Genomic DNA, 23,584 nt, shown 5'->3' on the forward strand with positions numbered 1-23,584 from the left:
AAACGCGGGGCGAGCGGCGCTTTCCCCGCGTTTTTATTTGGATGCTGTATATTCGGGATGGATGCTTTCCACCCACGGATTACGAATGACAACGAGTTGCAAACTGAGTATGTTGCTGGCGCTGCTGGCCTTGGCCGGCGCCGCGCACGGGCAGATTTACAAGTGCCAGCCGCCCGGCGGCAGCGTGGAATTCACCGACATCAACCGCGGCAGCTATTGCAAGCTGATGGACCTGCCCGGCATGACGGTGCCGGCGCCGCCGCGCCGGGTGGCGCCATCGCCGCGCAATGCGCAGCCGGCGCCGCTGGCCACGCCCGGCAGCTTCCCGCGCGTCGACAGCGCCGAGCAGCGCGCGCGCGACGATGACCGCCGCGGCATCCTCGAAGAGGAGCTGAAGAACGAGTTGCAGAAACTGAGTGAGCTGCGCCGCGAGTTCAACAACGGCGAGCCGGAACGGCGCGGCGACGAACGCAACTACGCGAAGTACCAGGAACGGGTGGCCGCCATGCGCGACAGCATCAGCCGCTCGGAGAAAAATGTCGATGCCTTGAAACGTGAGATCGCGAATATCCGATGAGCCTAGTCAGTCATATTGCCGCCCGCGCGGCCGCCGCCATCCACCGCCCGCCCGCGCTGGCCGGGCTGGAACTGCTGGCCTCGGCTGTGGTGCTGCTGGACAGCGAAGGCCGCATTGCCTACGCCAACGCCGCCGCCGAAAACCTGCTGGAAAGCTCGCTCAAGGCGCTGTCGCGCCAGACCCTGAGCGCACAATTCCTCAACCCGGACGAGCTGGACAACATCTGCGCGCAGGCGCGCGAACACAAGTTTTCCGACCTGCGCCAGGACCTGACGCTGGAGCGCGCCGGCCGCGAGCCGCTGCATGTGCACAGCATTGTGTCGGTGGTGGAAGAGCCGCTGGGCGGGGTGTTGATCGAACTGCGCGAAAACCAGCAGCACCTCAAGCTGGACCGCGAGGAACGCATCCTTGACCAGAGCCAGGTCAACAAGGAGCTGATCCGCAACCTGGCGCACGAGATCAAGAATCCGCTGGGCGGCATCCGCGGCGCCGCCCAGCTGCTGGAAATGGAACTGCCGGGCGCGCACGCGGTGCAGCTGCGCGAATACACCCAGGTCATCATCAAGGAGGCGGACCGCCTGCAGACGCTGGTGGACCGCCTGCTGGCGCCGCACCGCCGGCCGCACATCGTTGGCGACGTCAACATCCACGAAGTGCTGGAGCGCGTGCGCAGCCTGATGCTGGCGGAATTCCCGTCCGGCCTGACCATCCTGCGCGATTACGACGCCTCGATTCCGGAGTTCCGCGGCGACAAGGAGCAGCTGATCCAGACCGTGCTCAACATCGCGCACAACGCCGCGCAGGCGCTGTCGGCGCAGATCGACGCGGGCGCCGCGCAGATTGTTTTCAAGACCCGGGTGGCGCGTCAGGTCACTCTGGCCAAGGTCCGCTACGGGCTGGCATTAGACTTGCATATCATTGACAATGGACCGGGTATCGCACCGCAGATCCGTGACCGCATCTTCTACCCCTTGGTATCGGGCAGGGAGGGAGGCAGTGGCCTGGGCTTGACCCTGGCACAGACCTTCGTGCAGCAGCACATGGGCGTGATCGAGTGCGAGAGCCGGCCTGGATTTACGGATTTCCGTATCCTGTTGCCGTTGCCTTAGGAATGCACACAAACACATGAAGCCAATCTGGATAGTAGACGACGACGAATCGATCCGCTGGGTACTGGAAAAAGCATTGGCCAGGGAAAACCTGGCGACCAAAAGTTTTGCCAACGCGCGTGACGCGATCGCCGCGCTGGAGTACGAGACGCCGCAGGTGCTGGTGTCCGACATCCGCATGCCGGGCGACTCCGGCCTCGACCTGCTGCAGCTGGTGAAGTCGCGCTTCCCGGGCCTGCCGGTCATCATCATCACGGCGTTCTCCGACCTCGATTCCGCCGTGGCGGCATTCCAGGGCGGCGCCTTTGAATACCTGGCCAAGCCGTTCGACATCGACAAGGCCGTTGAGCTGATCCGCCGCGCGCTTGAAGAGAGCCTGCGCGAGACCAGCGTCGAATCGGGACCGGCCGAAACGCCGGAAATCCTCGGCCAGGCGCCGGCCATGCAGGAAGTGTTCCGCGCCATCGGCCGCCTGTCGCAATCGAACGTGACGGTGCTGATCACCGGCGAATCCGGTTCCGGCAAGGAGCTGGTGGCGCGCGCGCTGCACAAGCACTCGCCGCGCGCGGCCCAGCCTTTCATTGCGCTCAACACGGCGGCGATTCCCAAGGATCTGCTGGAGTCGGAACTGTTCGGCCATGAACGCGGCGCCTTTACCGGCGCCCAGACCACGCGCCGCGGCCGTTTCGAACAGGCCGAGAACGGCACGCTGTTCCTCGACGAGATCGGCGACATGCCGTTTGATTTGCAGACGCGCCTGCTGCGCGTGCTGTCGGACGGCCACTTCTACCGCGTCGGCGGCCACCAGCCGCTGAAGGCCAATGTACGCGTGATTACGGCCACGCACCAAAATCTGGAGCAGCGCGTGCGCGACGGCTTGTTCCGGGAAGACTTGTTCCACCGTTTGAACGTGATACGCCTGCGTTTGCCCAGTTTGAGGGAGCGGCGCGAGGATATCCCTATTTTGGTGCGCCACTTCCTGGTGCAAAGTGCCAAGCAACTGGGCGTGGAAGCCAAGCGCATGAGCGACGCCGCGCTGCAATTTCTGTGCAGCCTGGAGTTGCCGGGCAATGTGCGCCAGCTGGAAAACCTGTGCAACTGGATCACTGTGATGGCGCCGGGACAGACAGTGGAGATCAAGGATTTGCCGCTGGAACTGTCGCAGGAGCAGGGCAGCGCCGCTGCCGGCGGCATGGCGCCGGCGGCCGCGCCGGCGCCGGTGGAAAGCTACAGCGTGCAGCAGCATCACGGCACGGTGACGCCGGTGGCCGTGCCGGAAGCGGGCGGCGGCGCGGCGGGCGGGCCGGATGCCTGGCTGGCGTTGCTGGAAACCCAGGCCGCCAGCATGCTCAGCGGCGGCCAGCAGGAAGTGATGGCGGTGCTGGGCCGGCAGTTCGAGTCGGCCCTGATCCGCACCGCGCTCAAGCACACGCATGGCCGCAAGAATGACGCGGCGGTGCGCCTTGGCATCGGCCGCAACACCATCACCCGCAAGATCGCCGAGCTGGGCATCGACGGCGCCAAGGACGATTGAGCGTCAGCCCCGGACGATAGGGGCCGGACCCACCGGGGCCGACCCTGCGTGCCGCAGTGCGGGGTGAACTGTGCCGCAGGCGTTACGCGGCCAGCGCCACCGCGTCCGCGCCGGCCGGGATGCGCATCGGGCTGGCCGGGTCGGTCGCCGCACGCCAGATCGCCTCCGCCACATCGCCCGCTTCGGTGACAGCGTCGCTCGATTGCGCCCATCCTTCAAACACGCTTTGCGTCAGTTCCGCATAGGCTGCATGCGTTTGCAGGCGCTCGCGCGCGTTGGCGCCGAAGCTGGTGGAAGGCGCCCGGCCCGGCAGCACCAGCCGGGCGCGCACCTTGAACGGCGCCAGTTCCAATGCCAGTGATTCGGTGAACGCATTCAGCGCCGCCTTGCTGCCGGTGTACACCGACAGCAGCGGCAGCGGCTTCAGGGTCACGCTGGAGGTGACGTTGATGACCACGCCGTCGCGGCGCTGGCGGAACTGCGGCAGCACCGCCTGCGTCATGGCGATGGCGCCAAACACATTGGTCTCGAACACCTCGCGCACCGTCGCCATGCCGATGCCTTCCAGCGCCCCCAGCGCGCCGATGCCGGCGTTGTTGACCAGCACGTCAATCGGTCCGGCTGCCTCGATCAGGCGTGCGATGCTGCCCGCGTCGTTCACATCCAGCGGCAGCACGCGCAGGCGTGGCGAGGCCGGCAGCAGATCGGCGCGGGGCGTGCGCATCGTCGCGATGACGTTCCAGTCGCGTTCGAGGAAATAACGGGCGGTCTCCAGGCCGAAGCCGGACGAGCAGCCGGTGATCAAAATCGTTTTCATGTAAAGCTCCTTGGGTTGTGTGACTCCACTGTAGTGCGCCGGCGGCGGACTTGCTACAATCAATCGTCCAAGTTTCATTTGCAGGAGTCCGGAATGATCGACCCGCTGGCGGAAGTCGTCACATTGCTGCAGCCGCGTGCCCAATTCTCCAAGGTGGTCAGCGGCGCCGGCGCCTGGCGCGTGCGCCGCGCGCATTCCGGCCAGCCGTTTTATTGCGTGGTGCTGGAGGGCGCCAGCCGGCTGGCGGTCGGCGGCCAGCCACCCTTGTTGCTGGAGCAGGGCGACTTCGTGCTGATACCCGAGTCGCATGAATTCACCATGAGCAGTCCGAATCCGCCGCCGCAGCACGCCGACGACCCGGCGCCGCTGGCGCTGGCCGACGGCGCGTTCCGCCTGGGCGAGCCAGACGGGCCGGCGGCGACCGTGCTGCTGGTGGGCCACTGCGCCTTCGATTCTCCGGATGCCGCCCTGCTGGTGTCGCTGCTGCCGCAACTGATCCACATTCGCGGCGAGCAGCGGCTGGGCACGCTGGTGCAGCTGGTGCGCGAGGAGTCGCGCGCGCAGCGGCCGGGACGCGCATTGGTGTTGTCGCATCTGCTGGAAGTGCTGCTGATTGAAGCGCTGCGCTGCTCCGCCGTCACGGCCGCCTCGCCCGGCCTGCTGCGCGGCCTGGCCGACGAACGGCTGGCCTTGGCGCTGCGGCGCATGCACGAGGACACGGCGCGGCCGTGGACGGTGGCGCAGCTGGCCAGGGAAGCTGCGTTGTCGCGCTCGGCCTTTTTCGAGCGCTTCAGCAGCGCGGTCGGTGTGGCGCCGATGGCCTACCTGCTGCGCTGGCGCATGGCCCGCGCCAAGCAGTTGTTACGCCAGCGCGCCAGCGTGGCCGCCGTGGCGGAGCAGGTCGGCTACGGCTCCGCCAGCGCCTTCAGCGTGGCGTTCACGCGTTACGCCGGCATGCCGCCCACCCGCTACATGACAGAGGCGTAAGCTAGCTTGGCTGCGCATGAGGTAAGCTCTCGGCTGATAAAGCAATTTTATGGATGAAGAAGTATGCTGATTAACTGCGTGGCCTACCAGGATGGTAAAAAACTGGCCGACATTCCGGTCGAAGACATCAGCGATTATGTCGAGAAGCCGGAAACCTTTGTGTGGGTGGCCTTGCGCGACGCCCAGCCGGAGGAACTGGCCGAGATGCAGCACGAATTCGGCCTGCACGAACTGGCGGTGGAAGACGCCAGCCGCGGCCATCAGCGTCCCAAGATCGAGGAATACGGTGATTCGCTGTTTGTGGTGGTGAAGACCATCGAGTGCCGCGACGGCGAGGTGGCGGTGGGCGAGGTCGACATTTTCGTCGGCCAGAATTATGTGCTGTCCTCGCGCGACGGCGGCAGCCAGCAGGGTTTCCTGGGCGTGCGGGCGCGCGCCGAGAAGGAGCCGCACATGCTGCGGCTGGGGCCGGCTTTTGTGCTGTACGCGCTGATGGACGCGGTGGTGGACCGCTATTTCCCGGTGCTCGACATGCTGGAATCGGAACTGGAGCGGATTGAGGAGCTGATCTTCACCCAGGGCCGCCAGCGCGACAACATCCAGCGCCTGTATGAATTGAAGGGCAAGGTGACGGTGGTGCGCCACGTGGTGGGGCCGCTGATGGAAGCGGTGGGCCGGCTGCATGGCGGGCGCGTGCCGTCCATGTGCCAGGAGACCCAGGAATACTTCCGCGACGTGCACGACCACCTGCACCGCATCAGCAGTTCGCTCGACGGCATCCGCGATACCATCGCCACCGCGATCCAGGTCAACCTGTCGATGGTGGCGATCGAGGAAAGCGAAGTGAATAAACGGCTGGCGGCGTGGGCGGCGATCTTTGCCATCGTGACCGCGTTTGCCGGCCTGTGGGGCATGAATTTCAAATACATGCCGGAGCTGGACTGGAAGTATGGCTACCCGATGGCGATTGCCGTGATGGTGGGCGTGTGCCTGTATCTGCACCGGCGCTTCAAGAAGGCCGGCTGGCTGTAGCGAAAAAAATCCCGGCCGCAGCCGGGATTTTTTGTATCAACTGCGGTTAGAAGTTGTAGGTGCCACGCACGTACAGGGTACGGCCGACCGGGTCGGTGTAGCGTGGATCGTAGCCAGCCTGGAAGTTACCGGTCTGGTACGACAGTGGTGGCTGGCGGTCGAACAGGTTACGTACGCCGGCGGTCAGGGTCAGGCCTTCTGCCGCTTTCCACGAACCGTAGCCATCCCAGGTGGTGTACGACGGCACGCGGTTGGTCGGGTCCTGGTCCACATAGCCCGACTTGTAGTGGCCAACCAGGCCGGCGCCGACTTTGCCTTCGGTCCAGTTCACGTTGACGGTGTTCTGCCAGCGGAAGATCGGACCGTCGCCCGAGTACACGCCGACTTTCTGGTGCATCTCGTCGCCAGCGAAGTTCTGGTACTCATACTTGTGTACCCAGGTGCCGCTGTAGTTGAAGGTGAACGCGCCGTAGTTCCTGGTGCGCAGCTTGTAGGCTGCCGACAGGTCGACACCGTTGGTGTTGACGTCGCCCAGATTCTGGGTACGCAGGTCAACGTAGCCGCAGGTGATCGGGTTAGGGCACTGCGAACCATCGATCGCCAGGTCGCCCGAGGCGTTGCGGTGGTAGTAGGACGCGAAGGTCACCGGATCGGCCAGCACGTCGTAGTCCTGCAGGCTACCGATCTGTTGCGTCAGGCGGATCGACCAGTAGTCGGCGCTCAGCGACAGGTTGTTGATCGGTTCCCACATCACGCCCACGGTGCCGTTCTTCGAACGCTCAGGCGCCAGCGCGGCGTTACCGCCGTTCAGCACCTGGAACTGCTGCGAGCAGTTGGCCGAGGCCGACTTGCCAGGGATCGGGTTGCCGCCCGGGCAGTTGATCGGATCGTCCAGGGTGTTGGCCGAGTTGGTGTACGAGTTGGCCGAGTGCAGCTCATACAGCGATGGCGCGCGGAAGCCTTTCGAGTACGAACCGCGGAACAGCAGGTCTTTCACCGGACGGAAGGTGAAGGCGAATTTCGGGTTGGTGGTGTGGCCGAAGTCGCTGTACTTGTCGTAGCGGAAGGCCGCGGTGACGTCCAGGTTCTTCAGCACCGGCACGTTCAGTTCCGAATAGAAGGCCGACACGTTGCGGCTGCCTTCCTGCAGCAGGCCAGGATCGATACCGGTCGAGGCCACCACTTTCTGGGCGAACTCGGCGTTGGCGGCGTCGTGGAATTCCTGGTGCTCGTACTGGGCGCCAACCGCCAGCGCGGCCTGGTGGCCGGTGTTCAGCCAGTCGCCCACTTCGCGGCTCAGTTTCAGATCGGCGGCCTTGTTGGTGCCTTTCGAGTTACGCTCGTTGCCGCTCAGCGCAGCGCTGTTCAGCAGGGCGGTGCCGGCGGCGCTCTGGTCGCCAAACACATTGATCACGCCATCCATCACGCCTTTGCTGATGATGTTGCCATCGCTGTAGCCGTACAGGTTCTGGGTGATCTTGTTTTCGTTGTACGACACGGCGGTCTCGTAATCCCAGCCGGCCACCACGCCCTTCAGCGACACCACGGCGCGCTGCTGCTTGTTGATGTTCTCGTCGGCACGGGCGCCGTTCGGCATGTCGCGCCAGCGGGCGGTCACGAAGCCTGGCTGCACGCCTGGCGTTACCGAACCGGCCAGGTCCATGTAGGTCGGGTTCAGACCGGCGGCGGTCGGGAAGTACGGGTTGGGCGTGCCGTCCGGACGCAGGCGGTTGATGTACAGGCCGCCGTATGGCACAGGCGCCACCTGGGTTTCCACTTTGCTGCGGGTGGACAGCAATTCAATGCCCAGCTCGTGGTTTTCATTGATCTTGAAGGTGCCCTTGACCAGGCCGGTGGTGCGTTCGCTCTTCGGCACATAGTCCACGAAGGACGAGGTGGTCATCTGGCACAGGCCGTTCTTGCCCTTGACCAGGAACACGCCCTTGGTGCAGTCCGGACCGGCCGGATTGCCGGACAGGTCGCCTTGCGCCCAGTTGGCCGGGTAGGTCGACGACGACAGGCCGCCGGCGTAGCGGGTGTTGTAGTCGCGCTGGGTGCCGCCGACGCGGCCTTGTTCCTGGTGGTCCACCATCGCGAAGATGTTGAAGCCGTTCTTGTCCAGGTCGCCCCAGCCATAGCCGGCGTTGATGTTGCTGGCTGCGCCGCCTTCTTTTTCCGGATTGTCCGAACCGAGGGTGACGGTGCCGCCCTGGAAGTCTTTCTTGGTGATGAAGTTGATCACACCGCCGACCGCGTCGGAACCGTACAGCGAGGAGGCGCCGTCACGCAGCACTTCCACGCGTTCCAGCGCGGCGAAGGGAATCATGTTCAGGTCAGGCGCCGAGCTGTCGATGGCGTTGTTGGCCAGGCGGCGGCCGTTCAGCAGCACCAGGGTCTTGTTCTGGCCGATGCCGCGCAGGTCGGCGAACGAGGCGCCGCCGGTGCCGGAACCGACGGCCTGGCTGGTGCCCTGCTGCGATTGCGATACGCTCAGGCTGGCCATCACTTGCTCGATGGTGGTGATGCCTTCTTTTTTCAGGTCTTCCACCTTGACCACGGTGACCGGCACGGCGGTTTCAGCGTCGATGCGCTTGATTGCCGAACCGGTAATTTCCACGCGCTGGATCGGCGCGTCTTGGGCGAATGCCGGTTGTGCCAGCATCATTGCGGCGCTGCCCGCGAACATCACGCGCAGCGAACGCGACAAAACAGTTTCCATCATCATTGATCAACTCCTTGGGGGTGTTACTTGGTACTTTATTATCGAAACTTACACTATGAATAATCTATAAGTAAAATTATTCAGGGTAGGGTCATCAGACCACTGGCGGTCGCGCACGGTCAATTCCTGGTCTGTAACAACATTGAAATAAACAACACTTCCTGCGGTTTTTGCCAAAAAAACGGCGTTTTTTACACAAAAATACAAATATTCAGACTTTTTATAGCTAAAACGTGCTAGTCGTTGCATAAACATGCAACCATGTTTACGCAGCAAAATAACGATACAATGGGCAAGTCAAAGCCACCGTGGAGCAGGTGATGAGCGAGCACAAGCAGGCGGCGCCGCTGTTCGATGCGGCCGATGGACGGACGCTGGCGGAGGCCGCGCTGCGGGCGATTACGGACTCCACTTCACGCGCGCGCGGCGACGATTTCCTGCGCATCCTGGTGCGCGACCTGGCACAGGCACTGGACGTGCGGTACGTGATCGTCGGCCGCGTGATCACCATGGACGACGGCGACGAGGGCATCCGCACGCTGGCGGTGTGGGGCGGCCAGGACTATCTGCCGAATATGGATTACAGCCTGCGCCACACGCCCTGCCAGGATGTGACCGAGCAGTGCATGTGTTTCCACGCCAGCGGCATCCAGGCCGACTACCCGCAAGACACGCTGCTGGTGGACATGCAGGCCGAAAGCTATATCGGCATGCCGATGATCGATACCGAGGGCCAGACGCTGGGCATTCTGTCGGCCATCGACACCCGGCCGATGTCCGAGGACAAGCGCCTGCTGGCGCTGTCGCTGCTGTCGATGTTTGCGGCGCGCTGCGCGGCCGAGCTGCAGCACCAGGACCGCGAGCAGCAGCTGGAAGCCAAGATCCAGCGCCGCACCGAGGCCCTGCTGGCGGCGCAGGCCACGCTGGTGGAGCAGGAAAAAATGGTGGCGCTGGGCGCGCTGGTGGCGGGCGTGGCGCACGAGGTCAACACGCCGATCGGCGTGGCGGTGACGGCCGCCTCCACCATGGTCAGCTATGCCGCCGACTTGCTGAAATGCGTCAACGGCGAGCGCGTCAGCCGCTCCGAGCTGCAGGCCATGGCGCAGCGCCTGAGCGAGGGCGCCCACCTGATCGAGCGCAATCTGGCGCGCGCCGCCGACCTGATCGGCAACTTCAAGCAGCTGGCGGTCGACCAGGGCAGCGAACATGTGACCGAGATCAGCTTGCGCGACCACGCGCTGGGGGTGGTAACGGCGCACGGTCCCGAGCTGCGCAAGGTGGGCCTGAGCGTGGAGGTTGATATCGCGCCCGACCTGCGCACCCGGCTGGACGCCGGGCGCTGGTCGCAGGTGCTGTCCAACCTGCTGATGAACGCGGCCAAGCACGGCTATCCGAACGGCGGCCCCGGCCGCATCACGCTGGCGGCGCGCATGGCGCTGGAGAACGGCGTGCGCTGGGTGCTGCTGGAATTTGCCGATGACGGCGTGGGCCTGTCGGCGGAAGCGCGCGAGCGCGTGTTTGAACCCTTCTTCACCACCAAGCGCGGGCAGGGCGGTTCGGGATTGGGCATGCACATCGTCTACACCATCGTGCACCAGATGGGCGGGCAGGTCGCGGTGGCGGCCACCGCGCCCGGGACCGGCTGCCGCATCAAGCTGCGGCTGCCGGTGAGGGATGGCAAGGCTTAAGCCTGCTGCCGGGCGGCCAGCGACAGCGCCACCGCTTCCGCCACCTTGATGCCGTCCACGCCGGCCGACAGAATGCCGCCGGCGTAACCGGCGCCTTCGCCGGCCGGGAACAGTCCCTTGGTGTTGAGGCTTTGCAGCGTGTCGTCACGGCGCTTGATGCGGATCGGCGACGAGGTGCGCGTCTCCAGTCCGGTCAATACGGCGTCATGCTTGAAGTAGCCCTTGATCTGCTTGTCGAAGGCGGGGAAGGCTTCGCGCAGCGCGGTCACGGCAAACTCCGGCAGGATCTGCGCCAGGTCGGTCAGGGTGATGCCCGGCTTGTACGATGGCACCACCGCGCCAAACTCGGTCGAGGCTTTGCCGGCCACGAAATCGCCCATCAGCTGGCCCGGCGCATTGTAGGTGCCGCCGCCCAGCTTGAACGCTTTCTCTTCCAGGTCGCGCTGGAAGGCCACGCCGGCCAGCGGGTGGCCCGGATAATCGACTTCCGGCGAAATGCTGACCACGATGGCGCTGTTGGCGTTGCGCTCGTTGCGCGAGTACTGGCTCATGCCGTTGGTGACCACCCGGCCCGGCTCGGAAGCGGCCGCCACCACCGTGCCGCCCGGGCACATGCAGAAGCTGTACACCGCGCGGCCATTGGAGGCGTGATGCACCAGTTTGTAGTCGGCCGCGCCCAGGATGGGGTGGCCGGCGTTGGGGCCGAAGCGGCAGGCGTCGATCAGCGATTGCGGATGCTCGACGCGGAAACCGATCGAGAACGGTTTGGCCTCGATATAGACGCCGCGGTCATACAGCATCTGGAAAGTGTCGCGCGCGCTGTGGCCGATGGCCAGGATCACGTGGCTGGTGGCGATTTTCTCGCCGCTTTCCAGCATGATGCCGCGCACCTGGCGGCCGTCAGCGGTCTCTTCGATATCGATGTCGGTGACCTTGCTCTCGAAGCGGTATTCGCCGCCCAGCGCCTCGATGGTTTCGCGCATCGATTCCACCATCTTCACCAGACGGAAAGTGCCGATGTGCGGCTTGCTGACGTAAATGATTTCCTCCGGCGCGCCGGCCTTGACGAACTCGGTCAGCACCTTGCGGCCGTAGTGTTTGGGGTCCTTGATCTGGCTGTACAGCTTGCCGTCGGAGAAGGTGCCGGCGCCGCCTTCGCCAAACTGCACATTGGATTCCGGATTGAGCTTGCGCTGGCGCCAGAAGCCAAAGGTGTCGACCGTGCGCTCACGCACGATCTTGCCGCGCTCGACGATGATGGGGCGCAAGCCCATCTGCGCCAGGATCAGCGCCGCCAGCAGGCCGCAGGGGCCGATGCCAATCACCACCGGGCGCTGGAAGTCCGGGTGGGCGGCAATGGCCTGGCCATCCGCCACAAACTGATAGGCGGTATCGGGCGACGGCATGATGTGCACATCGTGCTGATGGCGCTGCAGCACCGCCGCTTCCTGGCGCAGCTCGATATCCAGCGAATAGATCAGGACGATGGCGCTTTTCTTGCGGGCGTCGTAGCTGCGTTTGTAGATGGTAAAGCCGAGCAGGTCGTCGGCCTGGATGCCCAGCCGCGCGATGATGGCGGCTGGCAATTCTGCTTCCGCGTGATTCAGCGGCAGCTTGAGTTCGTTCAATCTCAACATGGTGGGTTCCAGCAAGTGACAGGGCTCCGTAGCTAGCGGAGAGCGATGCGGCAAGCAGCCGCAGCCGCTATTTTACCCTTTAGCCGGCACCCCGGGCCACCCGGCGCCCGGATTATCCGTCGCAACGGCACCATGAATTAACTGTTTAAATAAAGACGCAAATTATTTTTAAATAAAAATATCAAATAATTTATAAAATGAAAACCGCATAAGCATATGCACCAGATTAGCCGGCGACGCACTAAAATGGCGCGTTGTGCCGAAACAACAGTAATGCTGTTTTGCAATTTTCTGGGGCAAGCAGTTTTGTCCGGCCGGCGGGCGAGCAACTGTGCTTTTGTGCCCACAATGACACACTTGCAATGCTGCTATGCACAAATAACAAGCTCTAATCAATTTCGCCCCAGCAATACAAGGAGAAAGATTTGCTGATTTTAACGATATTTAATTTGCTTTAAGAGATTTTTTCATAAATAAAAGCATTGTTACATCTTGAATTGGTGGATGATTAAGGAAAATTTCCGCAATGCAGCAAAAGTCGCTGCGGAAATTCCTTGCATTGCGGCGCGCATGTCTCTCGTTGTTTTCCTGAAACATTGCGTTACTTGCGGTTGACAGTTTTGCCAAGCCAATGGTTTCATGCAATGCGCCTGCAAATCACGATTTTGCCAGGTGTTAATAAGCGAGATTCAGCACCCTGATAATCCCCAGAGGTCGAACGGCCTCCAGGCAAATATCAATCACAGGTTTAAAGAATCCTTCAGGCTGGCCATTTGAATAGGTCCGGGTTTTTAAATAAAACCCGGGCTTATGGTGGTTAGGTTTCTCTCTATCAAGAGAGTTCAATAATGGGAGTTTTACAATGATTCAAGAGAAGATGATGTCGCGTACCTTGCGCACCGTGTTTGCCAGCTCCATGCTGGTAGGCATGACCGCAATGATGCACAACGCCATTGCACAGGAAGCGGCACCGCAGAAGATCGAGTCGGTGCAAGTGACCGGTACCCGCATTACCACCCCTGGTACGACCTCGACCAGCCCGATTTCCTCCGTGAGCGCCGAGGAAATCAAATCGTCCCAGCCTGTAGCGGTTGAAGAATTCTTCAAAGGCCTGCCAGCAGCCGTGCCGGCCATTGGCCCTGGCACCAACAACGGTTCCGCCGGCGGCGCAACCATCGACCTGCGCGGCCTTGGCCCGAACCGTACCCTGGTGATGATCAATGGCCGCCGCCTGGTACCGTTCAACCTGAACGGCACTGTCGACACCAACTCGATTCCTATCGCCCTGCTGAGCCGCGTTGACCTGCTGACCGGCGGCGCGTCGGTAGCCTACGGCGCCGACGCTGTGGCTGGCGTGGTCAACTTCAACCTGAAGAAAAACTTCACCGGTATCGACGTGACCACCTCCTACGGCGGCACCACCGAACACCATGACGGCAAGCGCAAGCGCACCGACCTGACCATGGGCGCCAACCTCGATGACGGCCGCGGCAACGTGGTGCTGAGCATCGGCAAGACCACCTCGGACCCAGTGACCCAGGGCTCGCGTTCGTACGGCGTGACCAGCCTGAGCTCGGTGACCGGCAAGCCAACCGGCTCCAACACCACCATCCCATCCGGCTTCGCGATCAGCAAAGGCACCGGCGGCACCGATACCCTGTCGGGCAACTGGCAGATCGACCCAGCCAGCGGCAAGCTGGTCAGCCCACTGGTGCAGTACAACACCAACCCGCTGAACTACTACGCGACCGGTCTGGACCGCACCCAGGCGACCTCGCTGGCGCACTACAAGGTCAACGACCATGCCGACGTGTATGCTGAAGTGTTCTACACCACCAGCAAAGTGAGCTCGACCCTGGCGGAATCGGGCACCTTCGGCAACGTCTTCAACGTGCCTATCGGTAACGCCTTCATTCCAGACGCAGCCCGTCAACAGATTTGCGAACGCCGCGGCATCCCGGCAGCAAGCTGCATCGTCGGCAATACCACCCTGGTGCCGATGACGGTCAACCGCCGCTTCGTGGAACTGGGCCCGCGTTTCAACAACTTCGACAACAAAACCCTGCAGTACAACCTGGGCGTCAAGGGCGACCTGGCCTGGGACTGGACCTATGATGCGTCGTGGAGCCGCGGCACCGCCGACCAGATCCAGACCCGTCTGAACTGGGGTTCGCTGTCGAAAGTGCAGCAGGCGCTGAATGCTGTCAGCACCACCACCTGTATCAACACCGCCAACAACTGCGTCCCGCTGAACGTGTTCGGCGCCGCCGGCAGCATCACCCCGGCCCAGCTGGCGTTCGTGAACTCCAGCGCGATCCTGCTGCAAAACGTGCAGCAAGATGTCGCCTCCCTGAACTTCTCGGGCGACTTCGGCAACAAGTTTGTCAGCCCATGGGCTGGCCAGCCAATCACCATGGCAATCAGCGCCGAACAGCGTAAAGTCAAGGCTGGCACGCAGTCGGACGCCGCTTCTCAGATCCAGAGCGAAGTGCTGGGCACCGGCGCGCCGACCCCGGACCGCGTGGGTACCTTCACCCTGAAAGAGTACGCTGCTGAAGCGCAAATCCCGCTGATCAAGGACAAGCCATTCATCCGTGCCCTGAATGCTGAAGCCGGTTACCGCGACACCTCGTTCGAAACCGCTGGCTCGAAGCAAAGCTACAGCAGCTGGAAAGTGGGCGGCGACTGGGAGCCAGTGCGTTCGCTGCGTTTCCGCGCCAACCTGCAGAAAGCCACCCGCGCACCAAACGTGAACGAGCTGTTCCAGCCGTTGACCACCGGTCTGTCCAACGTGGCGGAAGATCCTTGCCAGCTGGCCAAGATCAACGCCGGCGATGCCAACAAGGCTGGCACCCTGTCCAACCTGTGCCGTCTGACTGGCGTGCCAGTGAGCGAAATCGGTTCGGTACCAGTGCCATCGTCGGGCCAGATCAACAACCTGACCGGCGGCAATCCTAAGCTGGGCCCTGAAGAAGCAAAAACCAAGACTGTCGGTTTCGTCTGGGAGCCTGTGGCCAAGCTGGCGATCTCGCTGGACTACTACCAGATCAAGATCGACAAAGCTGTGTCGAGCCTGAGCACCACCGACATCCTGCAGTCGTGCTACGATCCGCGCTTCAACCCATCGTACGCGTTCAACGACGCGTGCGCGGCGATCGGTCGTAACCCGGCCAACGGCACCTTCAACGGCGCCGGTTCGAGCGGTGTGTTCACTCCGCTGTCGAACTCGGGTTACCAGCAGACCAGCGGTTTCGACCTGAACGTCAACTACCGCCTGCAGGCCAAGCAGCTGAATCTGGATCCTAAGTACGGCAACTTCGACCTGGCGTTTGCACTGAACCAGGTGCAGTCGTTCGACTTCAAGGGCACGCCAACCGGCACCACCCGTGATTGCGTGGGTTACTACTCGGTGGCTTGCGCCTCGATCAGCAACTCGACCGCGCCAGTGTACAAGCGCAAGTTCAACCAGCGCACCACCTGGAACGTGGGTGACTTCGCGGTCGGCTACAACTGGCGTTATGTCAGCGCTGTGGACGTCGAGCCAGGTTCGGGCACCTTCCTGCCAGAGTACTCGCACATCAAGGCCTACAACTACCTGGACCTGTCGGGCGTGTGGAACTTCAACAAGAACCTGCGTCTGAACGTCAGCATCAACAACGCGGCCAACAAGAAACCGCCTATCGTCGGTGCTAACGTGTCGACCACGTCCATGGACAGTGGTAACACCTTCCCGAATGCGTATGACGCACTGGGTCGTTACATCACCTTCGGTGCCAGCCTGAAGTTCTAAGCTTCAGCTGCACATATGAAAAACCCCTCGCAAGAGGGGTTTTTTTTTCTGCTGCGTATATATCAGATGCCGCCCCAGGCCGCGCTCAAGATGGACACCGCTGCCAGCGCCGCCGTCTCGGTGCGCAGGATGCGCGGGCCCATGGCCAGCGGCAGGGCGCCGTGGCGCAGCGCCTGGTCTTCCTCCTGCTCGCTCAGGCCGCCTTCGGGGCCGACCACCAGCGTCACCGCCTGCGGCGGCTGATGGCGCGCCCACTCGGCCAGTGACTGCTCGGCGCGCGGGGTCAGGATGATGCGCCGGTGCAGATCCTGCTGGGTGATCCAGTTTTTATAGTCCTGTGGCGGCGCCAGCAGGGCCAGCCGGTTGCGGCCGCTCTGCTCGGAGGCCGAGATGATGATGCCACGCCAGTGCTCCAGCTTTTTTTCCGCCCGCTCGGCCGAAAGCCTGACCACGCAGCGCTGCGCCGCCAGCGGCTGAAAGCCGGACACGCCCAGTTCGATCGCCTTTTCAATAATCCAGTCCATCTTGCTGCCCTCGGGCAAGGCTTGCGCCAGGGTGACCGCAAACGGCAGCTCGATTTCGCGCGGGCTGTGCGCCTTGACCTCGGCGCTGGCGCTGCGGCGGCCGATCTCGGCCAGGCTGGCGGTGTACTCGCCGCCCTCGCCGTTGAACAGGGTGATCAGCTCGCCCTGGGCCAGGCGCAACACCTGGACATGGTGGGCCACCGCCTCGGGCAGGGCGACGTGGGCGCCGATCGTCAGCGGCTGGGGGCAAAAGAAGCGGGGCATAACGTGGTATCCGGGTAAGTAGAGCTGCAATTTTAAATGGTGGCTGTCATGGTCTGGTAAAATAATGGGCTCAGCCGGCGTGGTGCGCGTGAGGTGACCGCGCCCCGGGCTCCCAGTTTCCATACTTTTCGTGATATCAACGATGACTTCTACGCTCCCCACCACCCAAATGGCTAACGCGATCCGCGCGCTGGCAATGGACGCCGTCCAGAAGGCCAACTCCGGCCACCCAGGCATGCCAATGGGCATGGCCGAAATCGCTGTGGCGCTGTGGTCCGGCCATTACAGCCACAACCCGGCCAACCCGAAATGGGTGAACCGCGACCGCTTCCTGCTGTCGAACGGCCACGGCTCGATGCTGCACTACGCGCTGCTGCACCTGGCCGGCTATGCGGTGAGCATGGATGACATCAAGGCGTTCCGCCAGATGCACTCGAAGACCCCGGGCCACCCGGAAGTCGGCTACACCCCGGGCGTGGAAACCACCACCGGCCCGCTGGGCCAGGGCATCGCCAACGCGGTCGGCATGGCGCTGGCCGAATGGCTGCTGGCGAGCGAATTCAACAAGCCGGGCCTGGACGTGGTTGACCACTACACCTACGCCTTCGTTGGCGACGGCTGCCTGATGGAAGGCATTTCGCACGAGGCGTGCGCGCTGGCCGGCACCCTGGGCCTGAAAAAACTGATCGCCCTGTACGACGACAACGGCATCTCGATTGACGGCAAGGTGGAAGGCTGGTTCACCGACGACACTCCGGCCCGTTTCGAAGCCTACGGCTGGAACGTGATCCGCGCGGTGGACGGCCACGACGTGGCTGCCGTCTCGGCCGCCATCGCCGCTGCCAAAAAAGCGGATAAGCCGACCCTGATCTGCTGCAAGACCGTGATCGGCAAGGGCTCGCCCAACCTGCAGGGCGGCGACAAGGTGCACGGCGCCGCGCTGGGCGAGAAGGAAGTGGCTGCGGTGCGCGAGTACATCGGCTGGAGCGCAGCCCCGTTTGAAATCCCGGCCGACGTGTATGCCGCCTGGGACGCCAAGGCCGCCGGCGCGAAACAGGAAGCCGAATGGGCTGCCAAGTTTGCCGAATACAGCGCCAAATACCCGGCCGAAGCTGCGGAACTGACCCGCCGCATGGCCGGCGAACTGCCGGGCACGTTTGAAGCGGCGCTGGCCGCCGGCATCGCTTCGACCGTCGAGAAGAAAGAAAACATCGCCACCCGCAAGGCCAGCCAGAACGCCATCCAGGCGCTGGCGCCGGTGCTGCCGGAATTCCTGGGCGGCTCGGCCGACCTGACCGGCTCCAACCTGACCAACTGGAAGGAAATCGTGCCGGTGCGTTCCGGCCAGCCAGGCAACCACATCAACTACGGCGTGCGCGAGTTCGGCATGTCGGCAATCATGAACGGCGTCGCCCTGCACGGCGGCTACATCCCGTTCGGCGCCACCTTCCTGACCTTCGCCGACTACAGCCGCAACGCCCTGCGCATGGCTGCGCTGATGAAGCAGCGTTCGCTGTTCGTGTTCACCCACGACTCGATCGGCCTCGGCGAAGACGGCCCGACCCACCAGTCGGTCGAGCACATCTCGTCGCTGCGCCTGATCCCCAACCTGGACAACTGGCGTCCATGCGACACCACCGAATCGATGGTGGCCTGGGGCGAGGCGGTCAAGCGCAAGGATGGCCCGTCGACCCTGATCTTCTCGCGCCAGAACCTGCCGTTCCAGGAGCGCAGCGACGCGCAGATCGCCGACATCAAGCGCGGCGGCTATGTGCTGCGCGAAGCGGCCGACGCCAAAGCCACCCTGATCGCCACCGGTTCGGAAATCGAACTGGCGCAGGCCGCTGCGGCCGCGCTGGCGGCCGAGGGCATTGCCGCCCGCGTGGTGTCGATGCCGTCGACCGATGTATTTGACCGTCAGGACGCCGCTTACAAGGCCAGCGTGTTGACCAAAGGCGTGCCACGTGTGGCAATCGAAGCCGGCGTGACCGATTTCTGGTACAAATACGTCGGTCTGGAAGGCGCTGTTGTCGGCATCGATACCTTCGGTGAGTCGGCTCCGGCAGGCGTGCTGTTCAAGCACTTCGGCTTCACGGTAGAAAACGTGGTGGCGAAAGTCAAAGCTGTCATTGCATAATCTATAATTGCTGGTTGCATTAACAATATTTTTAATCAGGAGCAAAGTATGACGATCAAAGTTGCAATCAATGGCTATGGCCGTATCGGCCGTAATGTACTGCGTGCTTTCTACGAAGGCGGCAAGAAACAAGACATCCAGATCGTGGCGATTAACGATCTGGGCGACGCCAAGGCCAATGCCCACCTGACCCGCTACGACACCGCCCACGGCAAGTTCCCTGGCACCGTGGAAGTGGACGGCGACAACATGATCGTGAACGGCGACGTGATCCGTGTGTTCGCGCAGCGCAACCCGGCAGAAATTCCATGGGGCGACCTGGGCGTGGACGTGGTGCTGGAGTGCACCGGCTTCTTCACCACCAAGGAAAAAGCCTCGGCCCACCTGAAAGGCGGCGCCAAGAAGGTGATCATCTCGGCCCCGGGCGGTAAGGACGTGGACGCGACCATCGTGTACGGCGTCAACCACGGCGTGCTGAAAGCGTCGGACACCGTGATCTCGAACGCATCGTGCACCACCAACTGCCTGGCCCCGCTGGTCAAGCCGCTGAACGACGCCATTGGCCTGGAAAACGGCCTGATGACCACCGTCCACGCCTACACCAACGACCAGGTGCTGACCGACGTCATGCACGAAGACCTGCGCCGCGCCCGTTCGGCCACCCAGTCGATGATCCCGACCAAGACCGGCGCTGCCGCCGCGGTCGGCCTGGTGCTGCCGGAACTGAACGGCAAGCTGGACGGTTACGCCATCCGCGTACCGACCATCAACGTGTCGATCGTTGACCTGTCGTTCATCGCCAAGCGCGACACCACCGTGGATGAAATCAACGCCCTGATGAAGGCCGCTGCCGAAGGCCCGCTGAAAGGCGTGCTGACCTACAACACCGAACCACTGGTGTCGGTTGACTTCAACCACAACCCGGCCTCGTCGAACTTTGACGCCACCCTGACCAAAGTGTCGGGCCGCCTGGTGAAAGTCTCGTCGTGGTACGACAACGAGTGGGGCTTCTCCAACCGCATGCTGGACACCACCGTGGCACTGATGAGCGCCAAGTAATCCGACAGCATCTGCTGCAAAACCCTCCCGGCGCAAGCCGCGGAGGGTTTTTTTATGCTGGTGGCTACCTCCGTGTGGGTGGACCACTTCCGCCATCGCAATCGGGCGTTGGCGCAGCTCCTGCATCAGGACGCCGTACTGACGCATTGGATGATTATCGGCGAGATAGCCTGCGGCACACCGCCAACCCCAAGGGCGCAGACCCTGGGGGACCTCGGCTCGCTGGCCATGGCGCACCACGCGCAGCCATGAAAAAAGCCCTCCCGGCACGCACCGGGAGGGCTTTTTGAGGGCAGGGCGGCAATGCCACCCGTTCCGGATTACAGCGACACGCGCAGACCCAGGTAGTAGCGGCGGCCGATCGGATCGTAAGCCGATGCGTCGGTCTCGGTACCGGTGGTGTTGCCTGGCAGACCGCTGATGATCGGTGGCGCTTTCTTGTCGAAGGCGTTATCCATACCGAAGTACAGCTGGTAGTTCTTCTTCACATCGTAGGTCAGCTGGAAGTCGGTCGTGGTGTACGAACCGATCTTCGGCGCTTCACTCGCGTTGTCGAAGTTAGCCAGATACTGATCATCCAGACCCACGCGACCGGTGTAGGTCGTGGTGGTGTTGATGCCGAAGTTGCCCCACTTGTAGGCCAGGTTCAGCACGGCCTTGCTGCGTGGCGACTCCACTTCGCCCACCGACTCATCCTTTGGTTCGCCTGGCAGCGGCACATCCCACAGGGTCTTCAGGTAGGTGTACGACAGTTTGGTGCTCAGGCGGCCCGGACCAACTTTGTCTGCCCACGATGCCGTCAGGTCGATACCTTCCGTGCCTTTGCCGCCGCTGTTCGATACACCGGTGTCGGAGTACTTGATCGAACCCGCGCTATTCGAACCTTCCGCCGTCGGGCGACGGGTGATGAACGAGCAGTAGGTCGGATTGCCACCGCCGTAGCACTGGGTCAGGGTGAACTGACGTGGGGTGCTCACGATTGCATCCGAGATCTTGATGTTGAAGTAGTCCGCCGTGAAGGTGAACTTGCTCAGCATCGGGATCGAGGTCGGGGTGATCACCACGCCCACGGTGCTCGAACGGCCTTTCTCTGCCTTCAACAGCGGGTTGCCGCGGTTATAGCCCGAGATGCCTTGCTTGTCCGCCTGGTTCAGGGTGAACACACCGCCGTTGGCGGCGATATTGGCGGCCACGCCCGGCGCTGCACGGCAGGCGACCGATTTGGCGTCGGAAGCGGTGGCGGTCACACCTTCGCATGGGTCAACCAGACCGGTCGGGAAGTCCTGGCTTGGAGGCGAGTACAGTTCGTTGATGTTCGGCGCACGGGTCGACACGGCGCGGGTGCCGCGGAACTTGATGTCCGATACTGGTGCCCACTCCAGGCCGGCGTTCCAGCTGTTGGTGCTGCCAACGGTGCTGTAGTCGCCGTGACGGAACGAACCGCGGAAGTCCAGGTTCTTGGCGAATGCCTTGTCTTTCAGCAGTGGCACGCGGGTTTCCACGAATTCTTCACGGACGATGAAGCTGCCGTAGGTAGGTGGAATGGCGTTACCGGCGTTCAGGCCAGCCTGGGTCAGCGGATCAGGCACGGCTTGCGAATCTTCGCTGCGCCACTCGTAACCGGCCGCGACGCCGATGTTACCCGCTGGCAGGCCCCATGGCAGTTCGCCGGTGATGGTGCCGCCGGCGATCTTCTGGGTGATCGCGGTCTCCAGCGAGCCAGGTGCGGTCACGTATTTCAGCGCTTCCGGGGTGATGGTGTTGAAGCCAAACACGTTGATTGGCACGCAACCCTCGGCGCGGGCTTGCGCGTCGGCGCACATCACGCCGCCGGCGCCATCCGGGATGGCTTGCAGCGCATTACGCATGCTCATCACGTTGACCTGACCGGTCGAGCTTTGCGACTCGGTGGTGCGGCCGTAGCTGACGAAGGCTTCATAGTTCCAGTCGGTGGTGAACGGCAGCGTGCCTTTCAGACCAGTGGCCAGACGCAGGGTGCCGCGGTTGACGGAGGAGTGGCGCGGGCCAAACTCCGACAGGCGGCGGGTGAAGCGGTAATCTTTCAGGCCGTCTTCGTCCGCATCGCCGATGCGGTCCCACAGGTATTGCGGCACCAGCGGGTTGCGGATCTTGACGCCGCCAACCAGGGTCTCAGCCGGCACGACGCCGCCGTTGGCCTGGTAGACATTGGCCGAATCCAGCGGGAATGGCTCGATGTTGGTGTCCACTTTGGTGGAGGCATACGTGCCTTCGAAGAACGCGCTGTGGTTGTCGTTCAGTTTCAGGTTGCCGTTGGTGGCGAACAAGTAGCGCTCGGTCGGCACGGCGATGGTGCGGTATTCCGAACGATTGAAGCCGGTCGCGCCGACGCCATTGACGCCGTTGGTGCTGAACGGGATTTCCTTGCCATTCTTGTCGTAAGTGTAGCTGCCGGTCGAGGTGAAGAAACGGCCTTGCGGCGCGAAGCTCGAATAGAACGGCACCATGGGCTGGAACAGCGTGCTGGCATCGCCATCGAAGTCGCCCTTCGAGTATTGGTCAACTGCGGCGCCCAGGCCTGGACGGTCTTTCGACATCACGGCGCCCTGCTTCGAGTAGCCGAAGTGACCCATGATGTTGCTGCCACCGTCGGCCGAGGTAGTGCCGAAGGTGATCGCCAGTTTTTTCTTGAAGTCGTCGTTCTTGTCGCTCTTGCCGGTCGAGGCGTCAATGGTCACGCCTTCAAAGTTGCGCTTCAGAATGATGTTGACCACACCGGCCACGGCGTCCGAACCGTAGGTTGCCGATGCGCCACCAGTCAGCAGTTCGACGCGCTCGATGAAGTCGGTCGGGATGGTGTTCAGGTCGACCGCGGTGTCGCCCGGCACGCCGGACACGAAGCGGCGGCCGTTGACCAGCACCAGGGTACGCGAGTCGCCCAGGTTACGCAGGTTGACGGTCGATACGCCGCCGCCCGAGGTCAGGAAGTTGGAGTTGTTACGGCTCAGCGTAGGCGTACCGAGGGTCGGATTCTTCTGCAGCAAGTCCTGCAGGTTGACGGCGCCCGAGGCAGCAATGTCAGCCGAGGTCAGGATCTGCAGCGGGGTTGGCGATTCGGCGCTAGGCGAGAGCAGGCGCGAACCGGTAATTTGAACTTTCTGCACGGTATCTGCTGGCGCAGCATCCTGTGCGAATGCTACTTGGGCGCTCATCGCCATGCCGGCTACGCAGATCATGCGCACGGAACGGGATAAAACTGTTTCCTTCATCATTGCGGAACTCCTTAGGGTGTATTTAAACAACTCTACGTTTATTTTTTGTTAAATTTCTTGGTTTAACTGACCAACTTTAACGACTTCGTAGTCATGTTGTAAACGTAAAAGGCCGTAAAAAATCCAACATTCGCAAAAAAGCAACAGCACCACAAGTGTAACGAAATGTGTCGAGTTGATATTCAGAAATAAAACCAGTTTCATGTTTGCGCTATCGCCAAATTCTACTCGACAATAAAGCGGTTAATCAAAACAGCCTCGGCGGGAATTAATATCTTTTGCCAGTTTATTCAACTGCCGATGCTGCTCTAAATACCGATACCGGGAAAAGTGCTGGCTACGCGAATCACGTAGGGGTGGTGCGCAGAAAATGTCGGAGATAATCCTTGTGGAGCAGCGATTAAAGCTAATTTTTGGCGGGTATGTGCCAATAATTGGCATATTTTTGGCGTGCGT

The 23,584-nt window shown here is 62.5% G+C and carries 15 protein-coding genes; 10 read left to right on the plus strand and 5 right to left on the minus strand.

Going from position 1 to position 23,584, the window contains the following annotated elements; all coding sequences use genetic code 11:
- Positions 1-85: 85 nt before the first annotated feature.
- Genes ABDW57_RS11215 through ntrC form a run of 3 tightly spaced genes read left to right on the plus strand, consistent with a single transcriptional unit; the run spans position 86 to position 3,220 of the window.
- Positions 86-577: a DUF4124 domain-containing protein gene (locus tag ABDW57_RS11215; RefSeq protein WP_343730280.1), complete on the plus strand. Its 492-nt coding sequence runs from the start codon at positions 86-88 to the stop codon at positions 575-577.
- On the plus strand, positions 574-1,686 hold the full coding sequence (gene glnL, locus ABDW57_RS11220) for a nitrogen regulation protein NR(II) (RefSeq protein WP_343730281.1): 1,113 nt from the start codon (positions 574-576) through the stop codon (positions 1,684-1,686). The genes ABDW57_RS11215 and glnL overlap by 4 nt, the downstream gene beginning before the upstream one ends.
- A gap of 16 nt (positions 1,687-1,702) precedes the next feature.
- On the plus strand, positions 1,703-3,220 hold the full coding sequence (gene ntrC / locus ABDW57_RS11225; protein ID WP_343730282.1) for a nitrogen regulation protein NR(I): 1,518 nt from the start codon (positions 1,703-1,705) through the stop codon (positions 3,218-3,220).
- 82 nt (positions 3,221-3,302) lie between these two features.
- Here ntrC and ABDW57_RS11230 read toward each other — a convergent pair whose 3' ends face one another.
- On the minus strand, positions 3,303-4,037 hold the full coding sequence (locus ABDW57_RS11230; RefSeq protein WP_343730283.1) for an SDR family oxidoreductase: 735 nt from the start codon (positions 4,035-4,037) through the stop codon (positions 3,303-3,305).
- 93 nt (positions 4,038-4,130) lie between these two features.
- On the opposite strand from ABDW57_RS11230, the gene ABDW57_RS11235 reads away from it, so the two are divergent.
- Both ABDW57_RS11235 and corA read left to right on the plus strand, forming a co-directional pair.
- The gene (locus tag ABDW57_RS11235; RefSeq protein ID WP_343730284.1) at positions 4,131-5,024 is read left to right on the plus strand and encodes an AraC family transcriptional regulator; all 894 of its coding nucleotides are present in this window, start codon (positions 4,131-4,133) and stop codon (positions 5,022-5,024) included.
- Positions 5,025-5,087: 63 nt separating this feature from the next.
- The gene (gene corA, locus ABDW57_RS11240) at positions 5,088-6,056 is read left to right on the plus strand and encodes a magnesium/cobalt transporter CorA (protein ID WP_343730285.1); all 969 of its coding nucleotides are present in this window, start codon (positions 5,088-5,090) and stop codon (positions 6,054-6,056) included.
- A 46-nt stretch (positions 6,057-6,102) separates the two neighbouring features.
- Here corA and ABDW57_RS11245 read toward each other — a convergent pair whose 3' ends face one another.
- Positions 6,103-8,781 carry a TonB-dependent receptor gene (locus ABDW57_RS11245; RefSeq protein ID WP_343730286.1) on the minus strand — a complete coding sequence of 893 codons (2,679 nt, stop codon included), beginning with the start codon at positions 8,779-8,781 and terminating at the stop codon, positions 6,103-6,105.
- A gap of 317 nt (positions 8,782-9,098) precedes the next feature.
- Between ABDW57_RS11245 and ABDW57_RS11250 the strand changes: the two genes are divergently transcribed.
- Positions 9,099-10,466: a GAF domain-containing sensor histidine kinase gene (locus ABDW57_RS11250; RefSeq protein ID WP_343730287.1), complete on the plus strand. Its 1,368-nt coding sequence runs from the start codon at positions 9,099-9,101 to the stop codon at positions 10,464-10,466.
- Here ABDW57_RS11250 and ABDW57_RS11255 read toward each other — a convergent pair.
- Entirely contained in the window at positions 10,463-12,103 is a 1,641-nt protein-coding gene (locus tag ABDW57_RS11255; protein WP_343730288.1) for an NAD(P)/FAD-dependent oxidoreductase, read from the minus strand. The genes ABDW57_RS11250 and ABDW57_RS11255 overlap by 4 nt on opposite strands.
- An 862-nt stretch (positions 12,104-12,965) precedes the next feature.
- Between ABDW57_RS11255 and ABDW57_RS11260 the strand changes: the two genes are divergently transcribed.
- Entirely contained in the window at positions 12,966-15,893 is a 2,928-nt protein-coding gene (locus ABDW57_RS11260) for a TonB-dependent receptor (RefSeq protein ID WP_343730289.1), read from the plus strand.
- Positions 15,894-15,955: 62 nt separating this feature from the next.
- Here the strand turns inward: ABDW57_RS11260 and ABDW57_RS11265 are convergent, their stop codons facing one another.
- Positions 15,956-16,681 (minus strand): 16S rRNA (uracil(1498)-N(3))-methyltransferase, encoded by a 726-nt coding sequence (locus ABDW57_RS11265; RefSeq protein ID WP_343730290.1) that lies wholly within the window; start codon positions 16,679-16,681, stop codon positions 15,956-15,958.
- Between the two features lie 142 nt (positions 16,682-16,823).
- On the opposite strand from ABDW57_RS11265, the gene tkt reads away from it, so the two are divergent.
- Genes tkt through ABDW57_RS11280 form a run of 3 tightly spaced genes read left to right on the plus strand, consistent with a single transcriptional unit; the run spans position 16,824 to position 20,129 of the window.
- Positions 16,824-18,818, plus strand: coding sequence for a transketolase (gene tkt / locus ABDW57_RS11270; RefSeq protein ID WP_343730291.1), 1,995 nt, complete (start codon positions 16,824-16,826; stop codon positions 18,816-18,818).
- A gap of 48 nt (positions 18,819-18,866) precedes the next feature.
- The gene (gap, locus tag ABDW57_RS11275; protein WP_176646406.1) at positions 18,867-19,877 is read left to right on the plus strand and encodes a type I glyceraldehyde-3-phosphate dehydrogenase; all 1,011 of its coding nucleotides are present in this window, start codon (positions 18,867-18,869) and stop codon (positions 19,875-19,877) included.
- A 60-nt stretch (positions 19,878-19,937) separates the two neighbouring features.
- Positions 19,938-20,129, plus strand: coding sequence for a hypothetical protein (locus ABDW57_RS11280; protein ID WP_343730292.1), 192 nt, complete (start codon positions 19,938-19,940; stop codon positions 20,127-20,129).
- Positions 20,130-20,197: 68 nt separating this feature from the next.
- Here ABDW57_RS11280 and ABDW57_RS11285 read toward each other — a convergent pair whose 3' ends face one another.
- A complete protein-coding gene (locus ABDW57_RS11285; RefSeq protein ID WP_343730293.1) occupies positions 20,198-23,020 on the minus strand; it encodes a TonB-dependent receptor in 2,823 nt (940 codons plus the stop codon).
- Between the last annotated feature and the right edge of the window lie 564 nt (positions 23,021-23,584).

Source organism: Duganella sp. (genome assembly GCF_039595735.1).
Lineage (GTDB): Bacteria > Pseudomonadota > Gammaproteobacteria > Burkholderiales > Burkholderiaceae_D > Rugamonas.

Excerpts from the sequence above, each read along its gene's own strand:
- ABDW57_RS11215 (WP_343730280.1), top strand. The coding sequence starts at position 86 with ATGACAACGAGTTGCAAACTGAGTATGTTGCTGGCGCTGCTGGCCTTG.
- glnL (WP_343730281.1), top strand. The coding sequence starts at position 574 with ATGAGCCTAGTCAGTCATATTGCCGCCCGCGCGGCCGCCGCCATCCAC.
- ntrC (WP_343730282.1), top strand. The coding sequence starts at position 1,703 with ATGAAGCCAATCTGGATAGTAGACGACGACGAATCGATCCGCTGGGTA.
- ABDW57_RS11230 (WP_343730283.1), bottom strand. The coding sequence starts at position 4,037 with ATGAAAACGATTTTGATCACCGGCTGCTCGTCCGGCTTCGGCCTGGAG.
- ABDW57_RS11235 (WP_343730284.1), top strand. The coding sequence starts at position 4,131 with ATGATCGACCCGCTGGCGGAAGTCGTCACATTGCTGCAGCCGCGTGCC.
- corA (WP_343730285.1), top strand. The coding sequence starts at position 5,088 with ATGCTGATTAACTGCGTGGCCTACCAGGATGGTAAAAAACTGGCCGAC.
- ABDW57_RS11245 (WP_343730286.1), bottom strand. The coding sequence starts at position 8,781 with ATGATGATGGAAACTGTTTTGTCGCGTTCGCTGCGCGTGATGTTCGCG.
- ABDW57_RS11250 (WP_343730287.1), top strand. The coding sequence starts at position 9,099 with ATGAGCGAGCACAAGCAGGCGGCGCCGCTGTTCGATGCGGCCGATGGA.
- ABDW57_RS11255 (WP_343730288.1), bottom strand. The coding sequence starts at position 12,103 with ATGTTGAGATTGAACGAACTCAAGCTGCCGCTGAATCACGCGGAAGCA.
- ABDW57_RS11260 (WP_343730289.1), top strand. The coding sequence starts at position 12,966 with ATGATTCAAGAGAAGATGATGTCGCGTACCTTGCGCACCGTGTTTGCC.
- ABDW57_RS11265 (WP_343730290.1), bottom strand. The coding sequence starts at position 16,681 with ATGCCCCGCTTCTTTTGCCCCCAGCCGCTGACGATCGGCGCCCACGTC.
- tkt (WP_343730291.1), top strand. The coding sequence starts at position 16,824 with ATGACTTCTACGCTCCCCACCACCCAAATGGCTAACGCGATCCGCGCG.
- gap (WP_176646406.1), top strand. The coding sequence starts at position 18,867 with ATGACGATCAAAGTTGCAATCAATGGCTATGGCCGTATCGGCCGTAAT.